This is a genomic window from Polymorphospora sp. NPDC051019 (assembly GCF_040683055.1).
Lineage (GTDB): Bacteria > Actinomycetota > Actinomycetes > Mycobacteriales > Micromonosporaceae > Polymorphospora > Polymorphospora lycopeni.
The window spans coordinates 50,600-70,397 of record NZ_JBFBCH010000009.1 but is presented as its reverse complement, the minus strand read 5'-3'; the positions used below and the strand labels follow the sequence as shown (position 1 = coordinate 70,397).

13 protein-coding genes and 1 riboswitch are annotated in these 19,798 nt (G+C 72.1%); of the genes, 7 read left to right on the top strand and 6 right to left on the bottom strand.

Annotated features, from left to right (window positions below):
- The first annotated feature begins 34 nt into the window (after positions 1 to 34).
- On the top strand, positions 35 to 2,026 hold the full coding sequence (locus tag AB0M79_RS17850; RefSeq protein WP_364214927.1) for a DUF5941 domain-containing protein: 1,992 nt from the start codon (positions 35 to 37) through the stop codon (positions 2,024 to 2,026).
- 1 nt (position 2,027) lies between these two features.
- A complete protein-coding gene (locus AB0M79_RS17845; protein ID WP_364214924.1) occupies positions 2,028 to 4,208 on the top strand; it encodes a bifunctional glycosyltransferase family 2 protein/CDP-glycerol:glycerophosphate glycerophosphotransferase in 2,181 nt (726 codons plus the stop codon).
- 26 nt (positions 4,209 to 4,234) lie between these two features.
- Here AB0M79_RS17845 and AB0M79_RS17840 read toward each other — a convergent pair whose 3' ends face one another.
- Positions 4,235 to 5,887, bottom strand: coding sequence for a glycosyltransferase (locus AB0M79_RS17840; RefSeq protein WP_364214460.1), 1,653 nt, complete (start codon positions 5,885 to 5,887; stop codon positions 4,235 to 4,237).
- A 137-nt stretch (positions 5,888 to 6,024) separates the two neighbouring features.
- Here AB0M79_RS17840 and AB0M79_RS17835 point away from each other — a divergent pair, with 137 nt between their 5' ends.
- From AB0M79_RS17835 to AB0M79_RS17825, 3 genes are all read left to right on the top strand, one after another.
- Complete coding sequence (locus tag AB0M79_RS17835) at positions 6,025 to 8,148, top strand: glycosyltransferase (protein ID WP_364214457.1); 2,124 nt, start codon at positions 6,025 to 6,027, stop codon at positions 8,146 to 8,148.
- 36 nt (positions 8,149 to 8,184) lie between these two features.
- A complete protein-coding gene (locus AB0M79_RS17830; protein ID WP_364214454.1) occupies positions 8,185 to 9,864 on the top strand; it encodes a hypothetical protein in 1,680 nt (559 codons plus the stop codon).
- Between the two features lie 104 nt (positions 9,865 to 9,968).
- Positions 9,969 to 11,279, top strand: a complete 1,311-nt coding sequence (locus AB0M79_RS17825; protein WP_357538308.1) for an ABC transporter ATP-binding protein — start codon at positions 9,969 to 9,971, stop codon at positions 11,277 to 11,279.
- A 4-nt stretch (positions 11,280 to 11,283) separates the two neighbouring features.
- Here AB0M79_RS17825 and AB0M79_RS17820 read toward each other — a convergent pair whose 3' ends face one another.
- Entirely contained in the window at positions 11,284 to 11,520 is a 237-nt protein-coding gene (locus AB0M79_RS17820; protein WP_364214451.1) for a TerD family protein, read from the bottom strand.
- A gap of 292 nt (positions 11,521 to 11,812) precedes the next feature.
- Between AB0M79_RS17820 and AB0M79_RS17815 the strand changes: the two genes are divergently transcribed.
- On the top strand, positions 11,813 to 12,892 hold the full coding sequence (locus AB0M79_RS17815; RefSeq protein WP_364214449.1) for a glycoside hydrolase family 19 protein: 1,080 nt from the start codon (positions 11,813 to 11,815) through the stop codon (positions 12,890 to 12,892).
- A 66-nt stretch (positions 12,893 to 12,958) separates the two neighbouring features.
- Here AB0M79_RS17815 and AB0M79_RS17810 read toward each other — a convergent pair whose 3' ends face one another.
- Positions 12,959 to 13,402 carry a hypothetical protein gene (locus AB0M79_RS17810; RefSeq protein WP_364214446.1) on the bottom strand — a complete coding sequence of 148 codons (444 nt, stop codon included), beginning with the start codon at positions 13,400 to 13,402 and terminating at the stop codon, positions 12,959 to 12,961.
- 277 nt (positions 13,403 to 13,679) lie between these two features.
- Positions 13,680 to 13,811: riboswitch (cyclic di-AMP (ydaO/yuaA leader) on the top strand.
- A 4-nt stretch (positions 13,812 to 13,815) separates the two neighbouring features.
- On the opposite strand from AB0M79_RS17810, the gene AB0M79_RS17805 reads away from it, so the two are divergent.
- Entirely contained in the window at positions 13,816 to 14,853 is a 1,038-nt protein-coding gene (locus AB0M79_RS17805) for a hypothetical protein (protein WP_364214443.1), read from the top strand.
- A 53-nt stretch (positions 14,854 to 14,906) separates the two neighbouring features.
- On the opposite strand, the gene AB0M79_RS17800 is transcribed toward AB0M79_RS17805, so the two are convergent.
- The 3 genes from AB0M79_RS17800 to AB0M79_RS17790 form a co-directional block, all read right to left on the bottom strand.
- On the bottom strand, positions 14,907 to 17,279 hold the full coding sequence (locus tag AB0M79_RS17800) for a glycoside hydrolase family 65 protein (protein ID WP_364214440.1): 2,373 nt from the start codon (positions 17,277 to 17,279) through the stop codon (positions 14,907 to 14,909).
- A 70-nt stretch (positions 17,280 to 17,349) separates the two neighbouring features.
- Positions 17,350 to 18,174, bottom strand: coding sequence for a beta-phosphoglucomutase family hydrolase (locus AB0M79_RS17795; RefSeq protein ID WP_364214437.1), 825 nt, complete (start codon positions 18,172 to 18,174; stop codon positions 17,350 to 17,352).
- A gap of 57 nt (positions 18,175 to 18,231) precedes the next feature.
- A complete protein-coding gene (locus tag AB0M79_RS17790) occupies positions 18,232 to 19,773 on the bottom strand; it encodes a multicopper oxidase domain-containing protein (RefSeq protein ID WP_364214434.1) in 1,542 nt (513 codons plus the stop codon).
- Between the last annotated feature and the right edge of the window lie 25 nt (positions 19,774 to 19,798).

Here is a 19,798-nt window from a genome sequence, read left to right as displayed (position 1 = left end):
GATCCTGCTCACCCAACCCACTGACGAGGCGCCGCTGGCCGTTGCCGGCGGCCGTCGGCTCACCACACACCTGCTCGACCAGCTACGGGCGGCCGGTGCGCGTGAGGTCGTATCGGTGACCAGCCTGGTGCACCTGGCCGAGCTTGCCCGGTCGACGCGCGAGCCGGTGCTGCTGGTCGGCGACGACGTCGTCGCGCACACCGCCGTCCTCCGGCACGTGGCCACCGTGCCGGGCACCGCAAGCGTCGCGCTCGTCCTCACCGACGAGCCCGACGCCGGGCCACGCGCCACGGTGATCGAAGACCGGGGCCAGGTCGTCGCGGCCGGGCTGGAGGGGATCACCCGGCTCGACGGCGCCGCCAGCGACCCGATCGGCGTCTTCGGCGCCGTCCTGCGGGTCGGCCCGGCCGACCTGCCCGCCCTGGCCGAGTCCGCGCTGGCCGAAGCGGGCCGGGACGAGGCCGCCGAGGCCGGCCCGGACCGGGCGGTCCCGCCGCTCGACCGGCTGCTCACCCGGCTCACCGCCCGGCCGACCATGATCCTCGCGCACCGGGCCCGGTTGCTGGTGGCCCGGCGGGTGACCAGCCAGCCGGCCGCCGACGCGGCGGCCCGGACGGTGGCCGCGGTCGACTCCGACCGGGCCGAACTGCGGCTGGCGGTCAAGGAGCGGGACGACCTCTTCACCACCTACGCGGTCAGCACGTGGTCGCCGTACGTGACCCGGCTGGCCGCCCGGCTCGGTCTCAGCCCGACCGGCGTCACCGTACTGTCGATCGTCTTCGCGGCCGGTGCCGCCGCGCTCTTCGCCTTCGGCGGCAACCGGATCGCCCTCGTCGCCGGGGCGCTCCTGCTCTACCTCGGCTTCGTACTCGACTGCGTCGACGGTCAGCTCGCCCGCTACACCCGTAACTTCAGTGCCTGGGGCGGCTGGCTCGACACGATGGCCGACCGGGCCAAGGAATACCTCGTCTACGCCGGTCTCGCCGTCGGCGCCGAGCGGGCCGGACTCGGCAACGGGTGGGCGCTGGCGATCGCCGCGATCCTGTTGCAGACCGTCCGGCACATGACCGACACCTGGTACGGCGCCCTGCACGACGAGGCGGCCCGCCGCCCGAAGCCGGCGGCGGCAGGCGGGCTCGGCGCCCGGCTCAGCCAGGCGTCGACCCGGGTGCAGGCCGACACCGGCTCGGTGTCGTACTGGCTGAAGCGGACCGTGGTCTTCCCGATCGGGGAGCGGTGGGCGCTGATCGCACTGACGGTCGCGCTGTTCAACCCGCTGGTCAGCCTGATCGCCGTCCTGGTCTGGGGCGGGCTCGCCGCGGCGTACACGCTGGCGCTGCGTACCCTGCGGTCGGCTTCGATGCGGGTGCCGGTGCTGTCGACGGTCGACGCGGTCCTGCACCGCGACGACGGGTTGCTGGCCCGCCCGCTGGGCCGGTTCACCGCCCGGCTGCCGGTTCCCGCCCTCCCGGCGGCGGTGCTGGCCGGCCTCGCCGCGCTCGGCCTGCTCGGTGCCGCCGTGTTCGGCGGTCCGGCCCGCTGGACGGTCCTGCCGGTGGCGCTCGTCGTGCTGCTCGCCGCCCTGCCCTCGGCCCGACCGCACGCGGGCGCGCTGGACTGGCTCGTCCCGGCCGCGCTGCGGGCCGCCGAATACCTTTTCGTCGTCGCCGTCGGGCTGGTCGGCGACGTGCCGCCACCGCTGACGTTCGCGCTGCTCTTCGCGCTGGCGATGCACCACTACGACCTGACGGCGCGGCTGGAGAAGCGGGCCGCGGCTCCACCGCTGCACACGCTCAACCTCGGCTGGGACGGTCGGGTCGTCGTGCTCGCCGCCGGCACCGCCCTCGGGGCGGCCACCACCGTGGTCGGTGTGCTTGCCGGCCTGCTCTTCCTGATCTTCGTACTGAGCGCGGTCATCGGCTGGACCTCGACCGGAAACCGGCCCGGCAGGACGCGGGGCGGTGACATCGACGTGATCCCGGCCCTGGCCACCGTGGGCCGGGCAACCGAGGAACGGAGCCGCTGATCTGATCAGTTTCGTCGTACCGGTCTACCAGGTGCAGGACTACCTGCGGCGGTGCCTGGACTCGATCCTCGAACAGTCGTACACCGACGTCGAGGTGATAGCGGTCGACGACTGTTCGCCCGACGACAGCGGCACGATCCTGGCCGGCTACGCCGCCCGCGATCCGCGGGTCCGGGTGATCCGGTCGGCCGGTAACGAGGGGCCGGGGCCGGCCCGGGAACGCGGCCTCGCCGCCGCCACCGGCGACCATGTCTGGTTCCTCGACGGTGACGACTGGCTGGCTCCCGGCGCGGTGCGGGCGGTCGCCGACCGGCTGCGGCACACCGCCGCCGAGGTGCTGATCGTCGGCCACGCCGACGCCGCCCCGGACGGCGCCACCTGGCGGGTCGGGCGCGGGCCGGCCCTGCACGGCGCACCGGAGGTGTTCGCGCTGCGGGACTGGCCGGCGGCAATCGACGTACTGCACGTGCCGTGGAACAAGGTCGTCCGCCGGTCGCTGCTCGACCGGCTCGACTTCCGCTTCCGGCCCGGCTGGTACGAGGACGTCCCGTTCACGTACGCGCTGCTGCTGGCCGCCGACCGGATCTCGACCCTGGACCGGGTCTGTGTGTTCTACCGGCAGCGGGCCGGGGCGGCGACCGCCACCGCCGGCGGCGGTCACTTCGGGATCTTCCCCAACTGGGCGCGGGTCTTCGACAGCCTCGACGACTCCCGGCCGGAAACCGCGCGGCTGCGCCCGCTGCTGTTCCGCCGGATGGTGTGGCACTTCATCCGGGTACGCGGCAACGACGACCGGCTGGAGTCCGCGTTGCGGCCCGGCTTCTTCACCGAGATGACCGCCATGTACCACCGCTACCTGCCGCCCGGCGGCTATCCGGTGCCGGGCGGCCTGGAGGGGATCAGGCACCGCCTCGTGGCCGGTGGTCGGCACGGCACGTTCCTGGCACTGCGCCGTACGCTCCGGGGCGTCCGGATGGTCCGCCGAGGGGGCCGGCGTGGCGTCGCCGCCCTCGCCGACGCCGCCCGGCGCCTGCGGGACCTGGCCCTGGCCGGCTACTACCGGCTCCAGTTGCGCCGGCCGGTCGACCCGGCGCTGGCCGTCTACGCGGCGTACTGGTATCGCGGGTACGCCTGCAACCCGGCCGCGGTCTACGAGAAGGCCCGCGAACTGGCTCCCGCCGTACGCGGGGTGTGGGTGGTGCGCCGGGACCGGGCCGGGACCCTGCCGGCCGGGGTCGAGCACGTGGTGGCCGGCTCGCCCGGCTACTACCGCGCGCTGGCCCGCGCAAAGTGGCTGATCAACAATGTCAACTGGCCGAACCCGGTGGTGAAACGACCCGGCGCGGTGCACGTGATGACCCACCACGGCACGCCGCTGAAGGTGATGGGACTCGACCAGCGCGCCTACCCCGACGGCGTGCAGGACCCCGATTTCGACGCGCAGATGCGACGCGCCGGGCGGTGGGACTTCAGCGTCACCGCCAACCCGCACACCACCCGGATGTGGCGGACCGCCTATCCGTGCCGGCACACGACGCTGGAAACCGGGTATCCGCGGAACGACCGGCTCGCCACCGCGACCGCCGGTGACGTCGCGCGGGCCCGCGCCGCGCTCGGCCTGACCGCCGCCGACCGGGTGGTCCTCTACGCGCCGACCCACCGTGAGCACCGGCCGGGCCGGGAGCCGTACTTCGAACCGGAGACGTTCGTCGAGGCCCTGGGCCCCACGGGCCGGCTGCTGGTCCGCGGCCACTACTTCCACGAGCGGTCGGCACCCACCGCCGGGCCGGACCACGCCGACCGGGTACGCGACGTGTCGGCCCATCCGAGCGTCGAGGAGCTCTGCCTGGCCGCCGACGTGCTGGTGACCGACTACTCGTCGGTGATGTTCGACTATGCCGTGCTGGACCGGCCGATCGTGCTGTACGCCCCGGACTGGCCGGCCTACCGGGCCGAGCGCGGCGTCTACTTCGACGTCACGGCGGAGCCGCCCGGGGTGGTGGCGGACACCTTCGCCGAACTGCTCGACCTGGTACGCGCCGACGTGCTGGACGGCGCCGCGGCCCGCTCGGCGCGGGCCGCGTTCCGTGCGCGGTTCTGTGCTCTGGAGGACGGCCGGGCCGCCGAGCGGGTGGTCCGGCGGGTGTTCCTCGACTCCGGGCGGGCTCGCCCGCCCGGCTGACTCCGCCGTCGGGCCAGCCGGCCGGGCTAGTGGGCCGGTCGGGAGGGCCGCTTGAGGCGTAGCTTGACCTGCTGGGCCGCCTCGCGGGCGACCCGGTTGCCGACCAGTTTGGTGGCGGCGGCCAGTGAGCGCACCCCGCCGACCGGGATCACCTCGACGTCGCTGGCGCTGGCCCGGCCCTTGTCGGAGCCGGTGACCAGGCGCGGCGCGGGGGAGACCAGCTTGGTCGGCGGCAGCGTCGACAGGTCGCTCAGGGTGAACTCCTTGCCGCTGGCCCAGCGTTCGCCGGCGACCTCGGCGACGACCTTGTCGAGTTGCTCGTCGGGCCGGCGTACCCGCAGCGCGCGGCTGAGCGCGGAGGTGCGCCACAGCGCGACCGCGCCGTCCGACGACCGGGCGCCGGTCGGCAGCAGCCGGACCAGACCGACCTGCCAGTCGTCGGCCATCTTGATCATGCGGCGGACGGTCGGCGGGTCGACGCCGAGATGGGCCGGTACGTGCAGCAGGTAGGGCGACGGGAAAACCGTCTCGGGCACCTCCTGCACCAGCTCCACGCGGGCGTCCGACCGGTAGGTCACCATGATCAGCCGACGGTCGAGCAGCGGGTCGGCGAGGATCGACCGGCGCTCGTCGGTGACGGCCGCCCAGTCGGCGACGAGCAGGACCTTCAGATCGGTCTGGTCGCTGGCCAGCAGCCGGTCGACGCAGGTGCGGACCATCTCGAAGCTGCCCTCGGCCTCCACCACCGCGGTGACCAGCGGCACCGCCCACGTCCGGTTGCCGGCCGGACGCAGGTAGCGCGGGTGCGGCATGAGTTCGGCGAGGTGGGGGTGGTTGTAGCGGCGCAGCGCGTCGCCCTTGGTCATCATGTGGGTCGGGCCCATGTGCCAGCTTCGGGCCAGCGGCTCGGGGATGTAGACCGCGCCGGTCTGGGTGAGCCGGTAGCCGAACTCGGTGTCCTCGCCGAGCCGGAGCTCGGTGTTGAGGCCGCCGGACCGCTCGTAGAGCGAGCGGGTCAGGGCCGCGGTGGCGCCGACGTGGGCGCGGAAGTTGAGGTGGTCGCCGGCGCGGAGCCGGTCGGTCTCGTTGATCAGCTTCTCGACGTAGTCGTGCGGCTCGGTCTCCTCGAGCCGGAAGAGCCGGTCCAGCCGGCCTTCGGCCGCCTGCTCCGACACCTCCTCCGGGGTCGCCCAGCCGGTGACGAACCGCTTGTAGCCGAGGGTGACCACCTCGTCGGACACGTGGTGCCAGCGGACCTGGGCCTCGACGTGCTCGTGGAAGACCACCATGTCGGCGTCGAGCCAGTGGATGATCTCGCCGGTGCTCTGCGTGGCCCCGACGTGCAGGGCGTTGGCCCGGCCCCACCCGGTGGAGTGGTCCGGGACCCGCACGATGCGGCAGTTGGTCGGCCGGATCTTGGGAAGCTCCAGCGGCGGCTCGCTGCCGTCGTCGGCGACGATCACCTCCAGCAGCTCTTCCGGATACGTTTGGTGACGGAGTGACGCCAGGGTGAGGTCGAGCGACTCCTGGCAGTTGTAGGCCGGGATGACCACCGACACCGATTTCGTCGGCCGCCAGTTGCCGACCTGCGGCGGCGTCAGGGCACTCCAGTCGTTGCGGAAGAGTCTGATGTGCTGCTGGTCGTGGGCGTGGGCGTTGGCGCGATTGCGGCTCGACACGACCGACAGTCTAACGACCGTCACTGGGAGAGGCCCCCGTTCGCGTTTGGCGTGGAGCGGTCGGCGGCGGTATTGATTAGGTCTGGGTCGCCCGGCGCGGCTTCACGGTGAGTTAAGTGACGCAGGCATAACCTGTGGTGACGACCGACGACGCGTCGACGGCGCGGGAGGGACTGGCTTTGTCCAGCGAAGGCACGCCGCACAGATACCTACGCTGGCGGATATCCGTAGGCGAGCGACAGGGACCACGGCGTCGGCAGTGGCCGGCCAGCCAGTGGGGATCGCCGATCACCCAGCTACCGAGGGACGGCGAGGACGTCTTCGTCCCCGACCAGGGCTCGCACATCGGCCGGGTGATGGTCGCCGCCCGTTCGGTCGGCTGGTTGCGGCACCTGCTCGACGACCCCGCGTCGCTGCTGCGGGTGCGCCGGGTCACGGTCGTCGTCGATTCCTGGCAGGTGCCGGCCAGCGGCTGGTCCGGGCGGGTCGGCCCGCTGCCGCACCTGCTGTCGCACCAGATCCGCGTACCGCGCTCCGGCAAGGGCAAGGCGGTGATCGAACTTCGGCTGCGCCACCCGGTGTCGCTGCGCGACGCGGTCGCCGCGGTGCTGCCGGTCCTCTCCCCGATCCGCCCGATCCCGGCCCCGGCCAGCGCCGACATCACGGCCCAGAACGTCTTCCCGGCCTGGGTCGGTGCCGGCCCCAACGTCACGGTGCTCACCGGCGACCTGCCCGGCAACGACGACATCCGGGCCCACGACGTGCTGCTCACCACGACCGGTGTGCCGGAGCCGCCGGTCGAACCCGACCTGCCGGCCGAGACCGAACAGAGCAGCACCGCACCGGCCGACCTCTACGCCACCGTTCTCGCCGCCGACAGCGCCGGGTCCGGTGCCGGCACCCGGCCCGACACCGTACTGGTCGACCTCGAACGGACCGTCGTCACCGGCAGGTACGGCCCGTTCGGCCCCGACGTGTCGCGGGCGGAGTTGCGCTTCGGCGGGGGCAGCGACGGCCGGGGCTGGCGGATCGTCGGCCCGCAGGGACCGATCTGGAGCGGCCGGGTCGACCGGCCGTGGCTGTCGGAGGACGCGCTGGAGGCACTTGCCCAGCTCGGCGTCGTGGAGTGCCCCACCGTGCCGGCCCGGCATCCGATGGAGGAAGCCGCGCTGCTGGTGCACCTGGCGATGGCGGGAGTGCTGCTGCACGCGCCGACCCTGCCGCCGGCCTGCCGGTCGGTGCTCGCCGACGAACTGGCCGACCTGATCACCGCGCCCCTGCCCGGCCGCGCCGAGAGCGAGCTGGAGTGGGAGGTGCGCACCGTACGCCAGCGCCGGGCGGCACTGCGCCAGCACGCCACCCCGTTCGCCCTGCCGAAGATCGTCTCGGCGACCTTCCCGGCCCTGCCGGCCCTGCCGTCGGTGAGCGCACTGCTGGTCACCAAGCGCCTCGAGCACCTGCCGACCGTGATCGCCGCGCTCGAGGCGCAGACCTATCCCAACCTGGAGATCGTGCTCTGTACGCACGGCATCGAGCTGCCGGCCGAGTACAAGGCCCGGCTCGCCCGCTCCCACCGGCCGATCGAGACGCTGGCCGTACCCGCCGAGCACGGCTTCGGCGAGGCGATCGGCGCGGCCACCGCGCACGCCCGGGGCAGCCTGGTCACCAAGATCGACGACGACGACACGTACGGGCCCGAGCACGTCTGGGACCTCGTCCTGGCCCGGCACTACTCCGGGGCGACGATGGTCGGCAAGGGCGCCGAGTTCGTCCACCTGGAGACCCTCGACATGACCGTGCGCCGGGAGGCCGGCCAGGTCGAGGCGTTCGCGGCCGTGGTCGCCGGTGGCACGATGCTGATCAGCCGGGGCGACCTGGAGCAGGTCGGCGGCTGGCGGCCGGTGCCGAGGTCTATCGACCGCGGCCTGATCGACCGGGTGCGCCGGGCCGGGGGACTGGTCTACCGCACCCACCCGCTCGGCTACGTCTACCACCGCCGTTCGGGGGGCCACACCTGGGATCCGGGCCTAGAATATTTCCTACGCGGTAACGGTATGCAGTGGTCGGGGCTGCCCCGGCACAGCGAGTTCGGCACCCTCGCCCCGACCGGGGCGGTCCTGCTGGACGCGCTCGCCGGAAGCGGGTCGGTCGCCGAGCGGGCCGCCGCCGAGGAGGAGCGCCCGGCACCCGTGCCGCCCGGCCAGGTCCAGCGGTCCGCCGGGATGACCGGCGACTCGGAGGCACCGCTCGCGCAGATCTGAGGCCACCGGCCATGCCCGGGAGAAGGAGAGCCTTGCGTGCGGGTGGCGGGCGGTGGATCCGGGGCGGTGACCGGCGGCTCCGTTCCTGAGACCGGCGCCGGGCCAGCCCCCGATCCCGTCCCGCCGTCCCGACCCGGCCGCGCCCCGTTGCTCTACCTCGTCCTGTCGACGCTCGCCGTGCTGTTCGCGGTCGCGCTGGTCGTACGTCAGCCGTGGGGTGCCGACTTCGGGCTGCACGCGGCCGTGGTCGGCCGGCTGCGGGACGACCTGTGGCACCCGGCCGATCCGATGGTCGAGGCTGCCGCGCCCAGCCCCTATTTCACGCCGTACCCGCTGCTGCTCGCCGTGATCGCCAAGGTGACCGGGCTCGGGCCGGCGACCGTGGTCAGCGCCGCCGCCCCGGTCAACCTGGCCCTGCTGCTCTACGGCCTGTGGTGCTTCGTCCGCGTGTTCACCGCCAACCGGTGGGCGCCGGTGCTGGCACTGCTGTTCGTGCCGCTGCTGTGGGGGCCGGCCGTCCCCCAGTGGGGCGGCTTTCCGGCCCTGCGCGGGCTGGTGCTCATCCTGCCGTACCCCAGCACGCTCGCGTTCGGTCTGATGCTGCTCTGCTGGGTCGCGGTGGCCGGCGCGCTGCGTACGCCGTCATGGTCGCGCTGGCTCGGCGCCGGCCTGCTCGGCGGCCTGGTGATCCTGATCCACCCGTTCACCGCGGTCAACACGGCGATCGGCGTGGTAGCCCTTGTCGCGGGGCGGGCGATCTGGCTCGTCCGGGCCCGCCCGCTCGGCGTGCTGGTCGGTGCCGCCGCCGCTTTGCTGCCGGTCTTCGGCTGGCCCTACTTCCGGGTCACCGCCATCGCCTCGTCGGCATCCGACCTGAACGCCATCCACGAGACGCTCTACCTCGACGTGGCCGGCCGCTACGGGCTGGCGTTCCTCGTCGGAGTGCCGGCCCTGGTGCTGCGGCTGCGCCGGGACCGGCTCGACCCGCTGGTGCTGCTCTGTGGGTTGTCCGGTGCGGTGGTGCTCGCCGGCTGGCTCATCGGTGCGTACGCGCTCGGCCGGGTGTGGCCGGTCTTGCTGCTCGGCCTCCAGGTCGCCGCCGCGGTCGAACTCGCCATGGCCGTGGCCACGGCGTTCGGTCGGCGACTGGTCGCCGGACAGCCGCCGGGCGATGCGGAGAAGGTCGGAACCGGCTCGGGCGGCTCGGCACCTCGGCGGCCCGGAAACGGCGCCCGGCTGCCGGCCGGGCTGTGGGCGGCGGTCGCCGCGGTCGCCTGCCTGGCCGGATTCGCCACCCAGTACGGCAACCTGCTGCTCGTGCTGCCCGCCGACCAGCTCAGCGCGCCCCGGCGGGCGGCGCACGGGGTCACCAACCGGCCCGATCTCGGCTGGGTGGGCCGGGCGGTCGAACCCGGTGCCGTGGTGCTGACCGGGAACGTGTCCGTCGGCCGGGCCCTGCTGGCGTACGAGATCCGGTCGGTGGCACCGCCCTGGCCCGACCCGTTGCTCGACGACGAGGAGCGCCGCCGGGCGGAACAGGCCGAGCTGGTGGACCCCGGGACCCCCGAGCCGCGCCGCCGTGAGCTGCTGGTCGCGTACGGCGTGGACTGGATATTCGACCCGGACGGCAGCTACGGCTGGGCCGACGGATACGCCTCGGCCGTCGTCGAAGGACCCGGCGGATCGCGGCTCCTGAAGGTCAAGCAACCCAGGTAACTGGCCTGTCACACGACGAACATGGAACGTTTACCCGATAGTCGGACCTGATGACGCTCGTCACAGTCATTCGGAGGCCGGCATCGAGGCTTGGGGAGGTGGCGGTGACAACCGTCGCGCTCAAAGACGTCACAAAGGTGTTCCACGACGGCACGATCGCGGTCGACAACGTCAATCTGGACGTTAACGACGGCGAGTTCATGGTGCTGCTCGGCCCGTCGGGCTGCGGCAAGTCCACCGTGCTGCGGATGGTCGCCGGGCTGGAGGACCCGAGTTCGGGGGCCATCCTGCTCGACGGTGAGCTGGCCAACGACCTGCCACCTCGCGACCGCCGGATCGCCATGGTCTTCCAGGACTTCGCCCTCTATCCGCACATGACGGTCGGCGACAACATCGCCTTCCCGCTGCGGCTGTCCGGGGTGGAGCCCGCTCCGCGCGGTGAGCGGGTGGCCGACGTCGCCAGCGCCCTCGGCATCGGCGACGTGCTCGGCCGTAAACCGAACCAGCTCTCCGGTGGCCAGCGTCAGCGGGTCGCGATGGGGCGCGCGATCGTACGCCGCCCCGGACTGTTCCTGATGGACGAACCGCTGTCCAACCTGGACAGCGGTCTGCGGGCGGAGCTGCGGGCCGAGATCTCCGGGCTGGTGCGCGAGCTGAAGGTCAGCACCATCTACGTCACCCACGACCAGGCCGAGGCGCTGACCATGGCCGACCGGGTGGCGATCATGCGTAAGGGGGTGCTCCAGGACGTCGGCACCCCCACCCAGGTCTACGGGCGGCCGGCGACCCTCTACGTCGCCGCCTTCCTCGGCAGCCCCCGGATGAACCTGCTCGAGGCGTCGGTCTACGTGCACCTGGACCGCTACGTCACGCTCAACCTCGGTGACCAGGCGCTCTACCTGCCGTGGGACGACATCCGGGCGCGGGCCGTCGCGCACTACCACGGTGAGCGGATCGTGGTCGGGATGCGGGCCGAGGCGCTGACCCCGGTCGCACCCGACACCCAGGGCGACGTGCTCCAGGGCCGGATCCGCTACCTGGAGCACCACGGACACGAGTCGCTGGCCTACCTCGACATCGGGGCGACCGCCGTGGTCGTCGACGACATCAGCGGCGCGGTCCCCGGCCAGGCCGCCGAGCCGGGGCCGATCAAGCGGCTCGGTAATGCCGTCCAGCGGCTGACCGGGCGCGGCGCGGACGCCGGCCGCTCGATCCCGCGGCAGCGGCAGGCCGGCGGCCGGACCAGTGTGCTCAGCGACCCCGGCCGGCACCACCGGCGGCCGGCGGAACTGGCCGTACGGCTGGCGCCGTACCCGGGGGTGTCGGCGGGCCATCCGCTGGCGATCTCGGTACGCCTGGACGCCCTGCACTTCTTCGACGAGCGCGGCGACCGGATCGACGTGGGCTGGCGCTGACGCCTCACCTGTAGCCGTTGAGCGGACCGGCCGGACCGGTCCGCTTTCCGGGGTGGACGGCCGCGCCGCTCGGGTGGTGCTGCTGGTCGTAGAACCCGAGGTCCTTGTCGCCGCGGACCCTGCCGGCCGCGGTCACCAGGAGCGCGGACGCGTCCACGTCGGCGCCGGCGGTCCAGCTCGGCACGAGCCGTGCCCGGGTCGACGTGAGCGCTGTGCTGGCTCCTTTGACCAGCGGTGACACGGGTGGCTCCTCGTGCTCGGGGTCGTTCGACCGTATTGGGCACCGTGCGGCGAAGAGTATTCATCTAGATCATTTTGGCCGTTGGGTAGCTCGGTCGGTCCATCCGGTTCGCCCCGCGACCGGCCGTGCGGCGTGACCCGGTGGCGTCTTCCCGCCGGATGACCTCGACCGGTGCCGTCGTGCGCCCCGCGTATGTCCGGGGCTCGATCCCTTGCGCTGATCGACGGAATAGGTTAGTAAAGTTTATTAAAAGATGGCTGTCTACGTCTGCTGTAACGAGGAGAGTGATTAGGTGTCCAGAAAACGCACGATCGCGTCGCTGGCCGCACTCGCGGTCGCGGTCGCCCTGGCCGTCGTCGTACCGATGTCGTCCGCGTCCGCCGCGACCTGCGCGACCGCCTGGAACTCCTCGGCGGTCTACACCGGGGGCATGACCGCCTCCCACAACGGCCGTAACTGGCAGGCCAAGTGGTGGACGCAGGGCGAGGCGCCCAGCACCGGTGGCTCCGGCGTCTGGGCCGACCAGGGCACCTGCGGAGGCGGCACCCAGCCGCCGCCGGGCACCAACTGCAACCATCCCGCCTGGGTCGCCGGCCAGTGGTACCCGGCCGGCTCGATCGTCCGCTACACCAATGGCCAGTACTACCGGGCCAAGCACGAGAACCCGGGGTACGACCCGATCATCAGCACCTGGTACTGGGAGCCCTACTCCTGCAGCGGGCAGCCGCCCACCACCCCGCCGGGCGGCAACACTGGCTTCGTGGTCAGCCAGGCGCAGTTCAACCAGATGTTCCCGAGCCGGAACGGCTTCTACACCTACAGCGGGCTGACCGCCGCGCTGAGCGCGTACCCGGGCTTCGCCAAGACCGGTGACGAGACCACCCGGCGGCGCGAGGCGGCGGCCTTCCTGGCCAACGTCAACCACGAGACCGGCGGCCTGGTCCACATCGTCGAGCAGAACCAGGCCAACTACCCGCACTACTGCGACACCAGCCAGCCGTACGGCTGCCCGGCCGGCCAGGCCGCCTACTACGGCCGCGGCCCCGTGCAGTTGAGCTGGAACTTCAACTACAAGGCGGCCGGCGACGCGCTCGGCCTGCCGCTGCTCACCAACCCGTGGCTGGTGCAGAACGACGCGGCCGTGGCCTGGAAGACGGCGCTGTGGTACTGGAACACCCAGTCGGGTCCGGGCACGATGACCCCGCACCACGCGATGGTCAACGGGATCGGTTTCGGCGAGACGATCCGCAGCATCAACGGCGCGCTGGAGTGCAACGGCCGCAACCCGGCCACGGTGCAGAGTCGGGTGAACGCCTACCAGCGGTTCGTCCAGATCCTCGGCACCACGCCCGGCAACAACCTCTACTGCTGAGACCGCGCGGGCCGGCGGCGGACAGGTCCGCCGCCGGCCCGCGATCCGGTGGGTGCCGGGCTCCGGTCAGCGTCCGCCGCGTCCCGGCCCCGGCCCGAACCCGCCGCCCTTGCCCCCGAACACGCCGGCCTCGGCGCCCGCGATGATCGCGTCGGCCTGCTCCCGGGTCAGCTTGCCTTCCTCGACCGCCGCGTCGAGCCGCTCCTTGAGCTTCGCCTGCCGCTCCTGCTCGGCCCCGGTGCGCAGGTCACCCTGCACCTTCTCCAGCGCGGCGCTGACCTTCTCCACGTCGACGCCGAGTTCGGCGGCCAGCCCCTCGGCGAGCTGCCGGTTGTGCTCGGCCCGCCGTTCCTCGTGCTGCTCCGTCCGGGACGGCGCGCTGGAGGACGACGTCGACGGCGCGGGTGTCGGATCCTCGGCGAGGGCCACGGTCGGTACGGCCACCGCCAGAGCGAGCACCCCGGCCGCACCGAGGCCGACGAGTGCCGCCTTCCTGGGGACGATCTGCATGATCACTTTCCTCCGATTGGTAACGGTTGGACGGTTTACCGGGATTCACCATGAGTCGTGCCGCTGGGCGCCGGCCATGTGGAACCTGTCAGCAAGCTGGCAAGTCACCGCCCGGCAGCCGCCGGCGGCCGGCTCGACCGACCAGCAGACATCACCGAAAGTCGTTGTCCTGTAACGCATCCGCCCTGGTAGTGGCTCGGTGGTTCCGGAGCGACGGACCCGAACCATCCGGTAGGCTGGCCCGCGGTCTCCGCCCGGCGGCGCCCATCGGCGCCGGTGGTGACCGCCGCCCAATCGCCGCGAGGCGAGCCGGGGAACCAGGTGTCCCGGGGTGAATCCGCGCCAGCGGTAGGGATCCTTCCGTCCCGAACCCGTCAGCTAACCCGGTCGGCGGCAGATGGGAGGAACGGTAGATGACGTCATTCCAGCGTCGGCGGCAGTCGCTGCCCGTCACGCTCGTGACCGCCGTAGCCGTGCTCATCGGCTTGGCGGTCGCCCCCGGCACGGCACACGCCGAGCCAACTTCCGCACCGACGACGCCCGGCGACGAGGGTGAGAACCCGTTGCTGCGCGACGTGATGGAAGCCACCAGTCGTGGCTACGTCGAGGCGAAGACGGCGGTCGACAACTCACGCAAGCGCCAGCTGCAGCTCACCCTCGAACTACAGAAGGTCGAAAAGCAGATCGAGGTGCTCCAGCCCGAGATCGGCCAGGTGGCGGCCAACGCCTACCGGATGGGCCGTATCGGGCCGATGATGATGCTGCTCAACAGCGCGTCGCCCGAGGACTTCCTCGACCGCGCCGAGAGCCTCGACGCCCTCGCCCAGCACGACAACCGGAAGATGCGCGAACTCAACGCCGCGCTCGACCAGGCCAACCGGGCCAAGGCCGCGATCGACCAGGCCGTCACCGAGGAGCAGCAGCAACTCGAGGTCATGGCGAAGAAAAAGGCCGAGACCGAGAAGGCGCTCCGGCTGGCCGGCGGCGCCTCGACCGGCGGGTTCGTCAACGCGACCTCGCCGATCGCCGCGCAGGCCCCGCGCAACCGCGACGGATCGTGGCCGGCACAGTCGTGCAACCAGAACGACCCGACGACCTCGGGATGCATCACCGCGCGTACCCTGCACGCGCTCAAGGAGACCCAGAAGGCCGGGTTCAACTGGTACGTCTCCTGCTACCGCCCCGGTGGGCCGTACGAGCACCCCAAGGGACGCGCCTGCGACTTCTCTTCCCAGAAGAAGGGCTTCGGCGGCGTCGCGCAGGGTGAGAACAGGTTGTACGGCAACAACCTGGCCGCGTTCCTGGTCCGCAACGCCGACCGGCTCGGCATCCTCTACGTCATCTGGTTCAAACAGGTCTGGCTACCGGCGATCGGCTGGAAGTCGTACAGCGGCGCCTACGGCGACCCGAACACCGACCACACGAACCACGTGCACCTGTCCCTGCTGTAGGGACACTCACGCCGGAGCCGGGTCGCCTGCGCGACCCGGCTCCGGCGTATCCGTCACAGCTCGCCCAGCGCCGACCGGCGGGCCGGGGCACGCCCCGGCGGCTGGCGGGGCGGCGGCCCCGCCAGCGGAGCCGCCGGGATCGGCAGGGTCACCGGATCGTCACAGGTCACCGTGACCTCCTCACCGTGGTGCCGCAACTCCAGCCGGGTGTCGTCGTCGCCGTCCCGCAGCGCGTACGTCACCTCGTGCGGCCGCACGTCGACCCGCAACCGCCGGCCGTGCCACATCAACGAGAACTCCAGCCGGCCGATCCGGCTCGGCAGCCGGGGCGCGAACGACAACCGGCCGTCGTGGTCACGCATCCCGCCGAGCCCGGCCACCAGCGCGATCCACGCCCCCGCCAGCGACGCCACATGCACCCCGTCGCGGGTGTTCTGGTGGATGTCGTGCAGATCCATCAGGGCGGCCTCGCCCAGATAGTCGTGGGCGAGTTCGAGATGGCCCGTCTCGGCGGCCAGCACCGACTGGGTGCACGCCGACAGCGACGAGTCGCGAACCGTACGACGCTCGTAGTAGACGAAGTTGCGCGCCTTCTCCTCGGCGGTGAACGCGTCGCCGCGCAGGTGCATCGCCATCACCAGGTCGGCCTGCTTGACCACCTGCTTGCGGTAGAGGTCGAAGTACGGGTGGTTGAGCAGCAGCGGGTACTTGTCCGGCGGGGTCGCGGCGAAGTCCCACTCCTGGTAGCGGGTGAAGCCCTCCACCTGCGGGTGCACGCCCAGCTCCTCGTCGTACGGCACGTACATCGACCCGGCCGCGTCCCGCCACGCGGCGGTCTCCTCGTCGTCGACGCCGAGCCGCCACGCCTCCTCGCTGTGCCGCTGCACCGCCTCCGCGGCGGCCAGCAGGTTCCGCTGCGCCATCAGGTTCGTGTAGACGTTGTCGTCCTTCACCGCCGTGTACTCGTCCGGCCCGGTGACCCCGTCGATGTGGAACCGGCCGTGCCGGTCGTGGTGGCCCAGCGACCGCCACAACCGCGCCGTCTCCACCAGCAGCTCCAGGCCGATCTCGCGCTCGAACTCGGTGTCCCCGGTCGCCTGCACGTAGCGGCGGACGGCGTCGGCGATGTCGGCGCCGATGTGGAAGCCGGCGGTGCCCGCCGGCCAGTACGCCGAACACTCGTGGCCCCGGATCGTCCGCCACGGGAACGCCGCCCCGTGCAGGTCGAGGGTCCGGGCCCGGTCCCGGGCCAGGTCCAGGGTGGCGTGCCGCCAGCGCAGGGCGTGCGCCACCGCGGCCGGCTGGGTGTACGTCAGCACCGGCAGCACGAACGTCTCGGTGTCCCAGAAGACGTGGCCGTCGTAGCCCGGACCGGTCAGGCCCTTCGCGGCGATCGGCCGCGACTCGGCCCGCGCGCCGGCCTGCAACACGTGGAACAGCCCGAACCGCACCGCCTGCTGCACCTCGGGATCACCCTCGACCCGCACGTCGGACGCGTCCCAGAAGTCGTCGAGGTATTCGCGCTGCTCGCGGACCAGGCCCTCCCAACCGGAGTAGCGGGCCCCGGCCAGCGCACCGCCGACCTGGTCCCGCAGCGCGGGCCGGGACCGCCGGCTGGACCAGCCGTACGTCAGGTACTTGACCATCCGCAGCCGCTGGCCCGGACGGAGCGCCACCGCGACCGTCGTACGGGCCCAGTCCTCGTACGCCTCGGTGGTCACCTTGGTGCGTTCCGGCCCGTCGACCTCGTGCCCCATCGCGGCGGCCAGCCGCAGCCCGCTCCGCTTGGTCCGGTGGATCAGCAGGCCACCGTCCTCGTAGACCAGCCGCTCCTCGGCCTGCAACGGCGACTCCAGTACGGCGGCGACCCGCGGGTCCTTCGCCTGCGCCGGCAGTTCCTCGTTGGCGACCAGTTCGGACTGCACGATCAGCCGCACCGGTTCGTCGACCGGTTCGATCTCGTAGCAGATCGCCGCGACCGCCCGTTGGGTGAACGACACCAGCCGGGTGCTGCGGATCCGGACCTCGTCGCCGGCCGGTGAACGCCAGTGCACGTTGCGTTCCAGGGTGCCGGCGCGCAGGTCGAGCACCCGCTCGTGGGCGAGCAGTTCGCCGTAGCGGACGTCGAACGGTTCGTCGTCGACCAGCAGCCGGATCAGCTTGCCGTTCGTGATGTTGACGATCGTCTGGCCCGACTCGGGAAAACCGAACCCGGCCTCGGCGTACGGCAGCGGACGCAGCTCGTAGAAGGAGTTGAGGTAGCTGCCGGGCAGTCCGTGCGGCTCACCCTCGTCGAGGTTGCCGCGCAGCCCGACATGCCCGTTGGCCAGCGCGAACACCGACTCCGACTGGGCCAGGACGTCCAGGTCGAGGCCGGTCTCCCGCACGTGCCACGGCTCGACCGGATAGGCCCGCTCACGGATCATGACACCGCCTCGCTTCGCTCGCCGTCGTCATGATTGGTACTGAGCTTGTTGGTTCGCTCGCTGCGTTCGCTCATGACACCGCCTCGCTTCGCTCGCCGTCGTCATGATTGGTACTGAGCTTGTTGGTTCGCTCGCTGCGCTCGCTCACGGCCTCTTGCGCGGTGAGTAGTTCGGACAGGTCGGTGACGACGACGTCGGCGCCGTGGACGCGCAGCGCCTCGGCCTGGCCGGCCCGGTCGACGCCGACCACCAGGCCGAACCCGCCGGCCCGGCCGGCCTCGACCCCGGCGAGCGCGTCTTCGAAGACCGCGGCCCGGGCCGGTTCGACCCCCAGCATCCGGGCTGCGGCCAGGAAGGTGTCCGGGGCCGGTTTGCCGGGCAGTCCCTGTTCGCGTGCGACGATGCCGTCGACGCGTACCTCGAACAGGTCCTCGATGCCGGCGGCGGCGAGCACCTGGCGGCAGTTCGCGCTGGCGGAGACGACCGCCCGGCGGATTCCGGCCCGGGCGACCGCGTGCAGGTAGGCGACCGATCCGTCGAAGACCTCTACGTCACCGGCGGCGATCCGGCGCAGCACGATGGCGTTCTTGCTGTTGCCGATCCCGTTGACCGTGTCGGCGGTCGGCGGGTCGTCCGGCGTCCCCTCCGGCAGTGTGATGCCGCGCGAGGCGAGGAAGTTGCGTACGCCGTCGAGGCGGGGCCGGCCGTCGACGTACAGGTGGTAGTCGGGGCCGGGGTCGAACGGCCGGAACGGCTCGCCGGTGGCGGCCGATCGGCGGCGCAGGTAGGCGTCGAAGGTCTCCGCCCAGGCCGCGTTGTGCACCCGTGCGGTCTGGGTCAGGACACCGTCGAGGTCGAACAGGCAGGCGGTGACGTCAGCGGGTAGACCGAGCACCAGGTCAATCTAACCGCGCCGAAGGCTGCTGAAACCCTGCCGCGCGGAGCGCCGCGGTCACTGTCCGTGTGAGTGTCCCGCCCCGCCGCGCGGCGGGGTGCCCGCCGACTGGCCCGGTTCGACCACCACGAACTGGCCCATCATCCCCTGGTCCTCGTGGTAGAGCAGATGACAGTGGTACATGTACGGCACGTTCGGGTCGGCGTGGTCACCGAACCGCATGATGATCCGTACGGTGTCGTCGTCGGGCAGGAGGATGGTGTCCTTCCAGCCGGCGAGGTGCGGCGGTGGCGGCTCGCCGCCGATCGTCAGCACCTGGAACTGCACATCGTGCACGTGCAGGTTGTGCGGGGTGCCGTCGAGCTTGGTGACCTCCCAGATCTCGACGCTGCCCCGGACGACGGCGGCGTCGATCCGGCCCATGTCCATGCTCTTGCCGTTGATCCCCCGGCCGGCGAAGTCGAGCGACCGGGTCGTGACGGCCGACGCCGGATCGATGCGCTTGACCGGAACGAGCTGGTCGGGCAGGTCGGGTGCTGCGGCGAGGGTGCCGGCGGCCCGCAGTTCGAGCACGTCGAAGGTGTCCTCGCCGCCCGTGAACCGGTCGGAGAAGACGTTGCCGAGCGCGGGCGGGAAGCTGCGTACGGCGACCCGCTCGCCGGCCCGCATCCCGACGACGATCTCGGCCCGTTCACCTGGCGACAGGGTGATCCGCCGGGTGGTGTGCGGGGCGGGCAGCAGACCGCCGTCGGTGCCGATGAGCGCGAACGGCCGGTCGTCGGCGAGGCCGAAGTCGTACGTCCGGGCGGTGGAGCCGTTGAGCAGCCGGAGCCGTACCCGTTCGGTGGTGACGTCCAGGTAGGGCGCGACGGTGCCGTTGACCAGCAGGGTGTCGCCCAGCGTCCCGATGCCGGAGAACATGTTGCGGGTGACCCGCAGTTGTCCGTCCCGGTCGAAGTTCTTGTCCTGGACGATCACCGGGAAGTCGTCGACGCCGTAGTCGCGGGGGAGCGGTAGTGCCGATTCCCGCTCGTCGTCGATGATGAACATGCCGGCGAGGCCGCGGTAGACGTGCTCCTCGGTCTTGCCGTGCGGGTGCGGGTGGTACCAGAGGGTGGCCGCCGGCTGGTCGACCGTCCAGGTGGGTGACCAGGTGGCGCCGGGGCGTACCTCCTGGTGCGGGCCGCCGTCCATGACCGCGGGCAGGCGCATGCCGTGCCAGTGCACGCTGGTCGGCTCGGGCAGCCCGTTGACGACGTCGACGACGACCCGTTCGCCGCGCGTGGCGCGCAGGGTCGGTCCGAGGTAGTCGCCCTCGAAGCCCCAGGTCCGGGTGGCCGTGCCCCGGCCGAAGTCGCGCTGGCCGGCCTGCGCCCGCAGGTCGAACACCCGTCGTCCCTCGTCGTCGATGCGGGACGGGGCCAGCGGTGGTACGGCGAGCGGGTTGCGGAAGTCGACCTTTCCGGCGGTGTCGATCCCCGGCCGCAGCAGCCACCCGGTGATCCCGGCGCTGCCGCAGCAGCAGAGCACGACGACCGCGACGAGTATGCCGACGAGCAGGCGGAGCGGTCGGCGGGGACGGGGACCGGTGGTGGTCACCGAGAACCTCCTCGATAGGTCTGAC

What these genes read in the sequence shown, in the direction of transcription:
- AB0M79_RS17810 (WP_364214446.1), bottom strand. Translation starts at nt 13,402, where the DNA reads ATGCAGATCGTCCCCAGGAAGGCGGCACTCGTCGGCCTCGGTGCGGCC.
- AB0M79_RS17805 (WP_364214443.1), top strand. Translation starts at nt 13,816, where the DNA reads ATGACGTCATTCCAGCGTCGGCGGCAGTCGCTGCCCGTCACGCTCGTG.
- AB0M79_RS17800 (WP_364214440.1), bottom strand. Translation starts at nt 17,279, where the DNA reads ATGATCCGTGAGCGGGCCTATCCGGTCGAGCCGTGGCACGTGCGGGAG.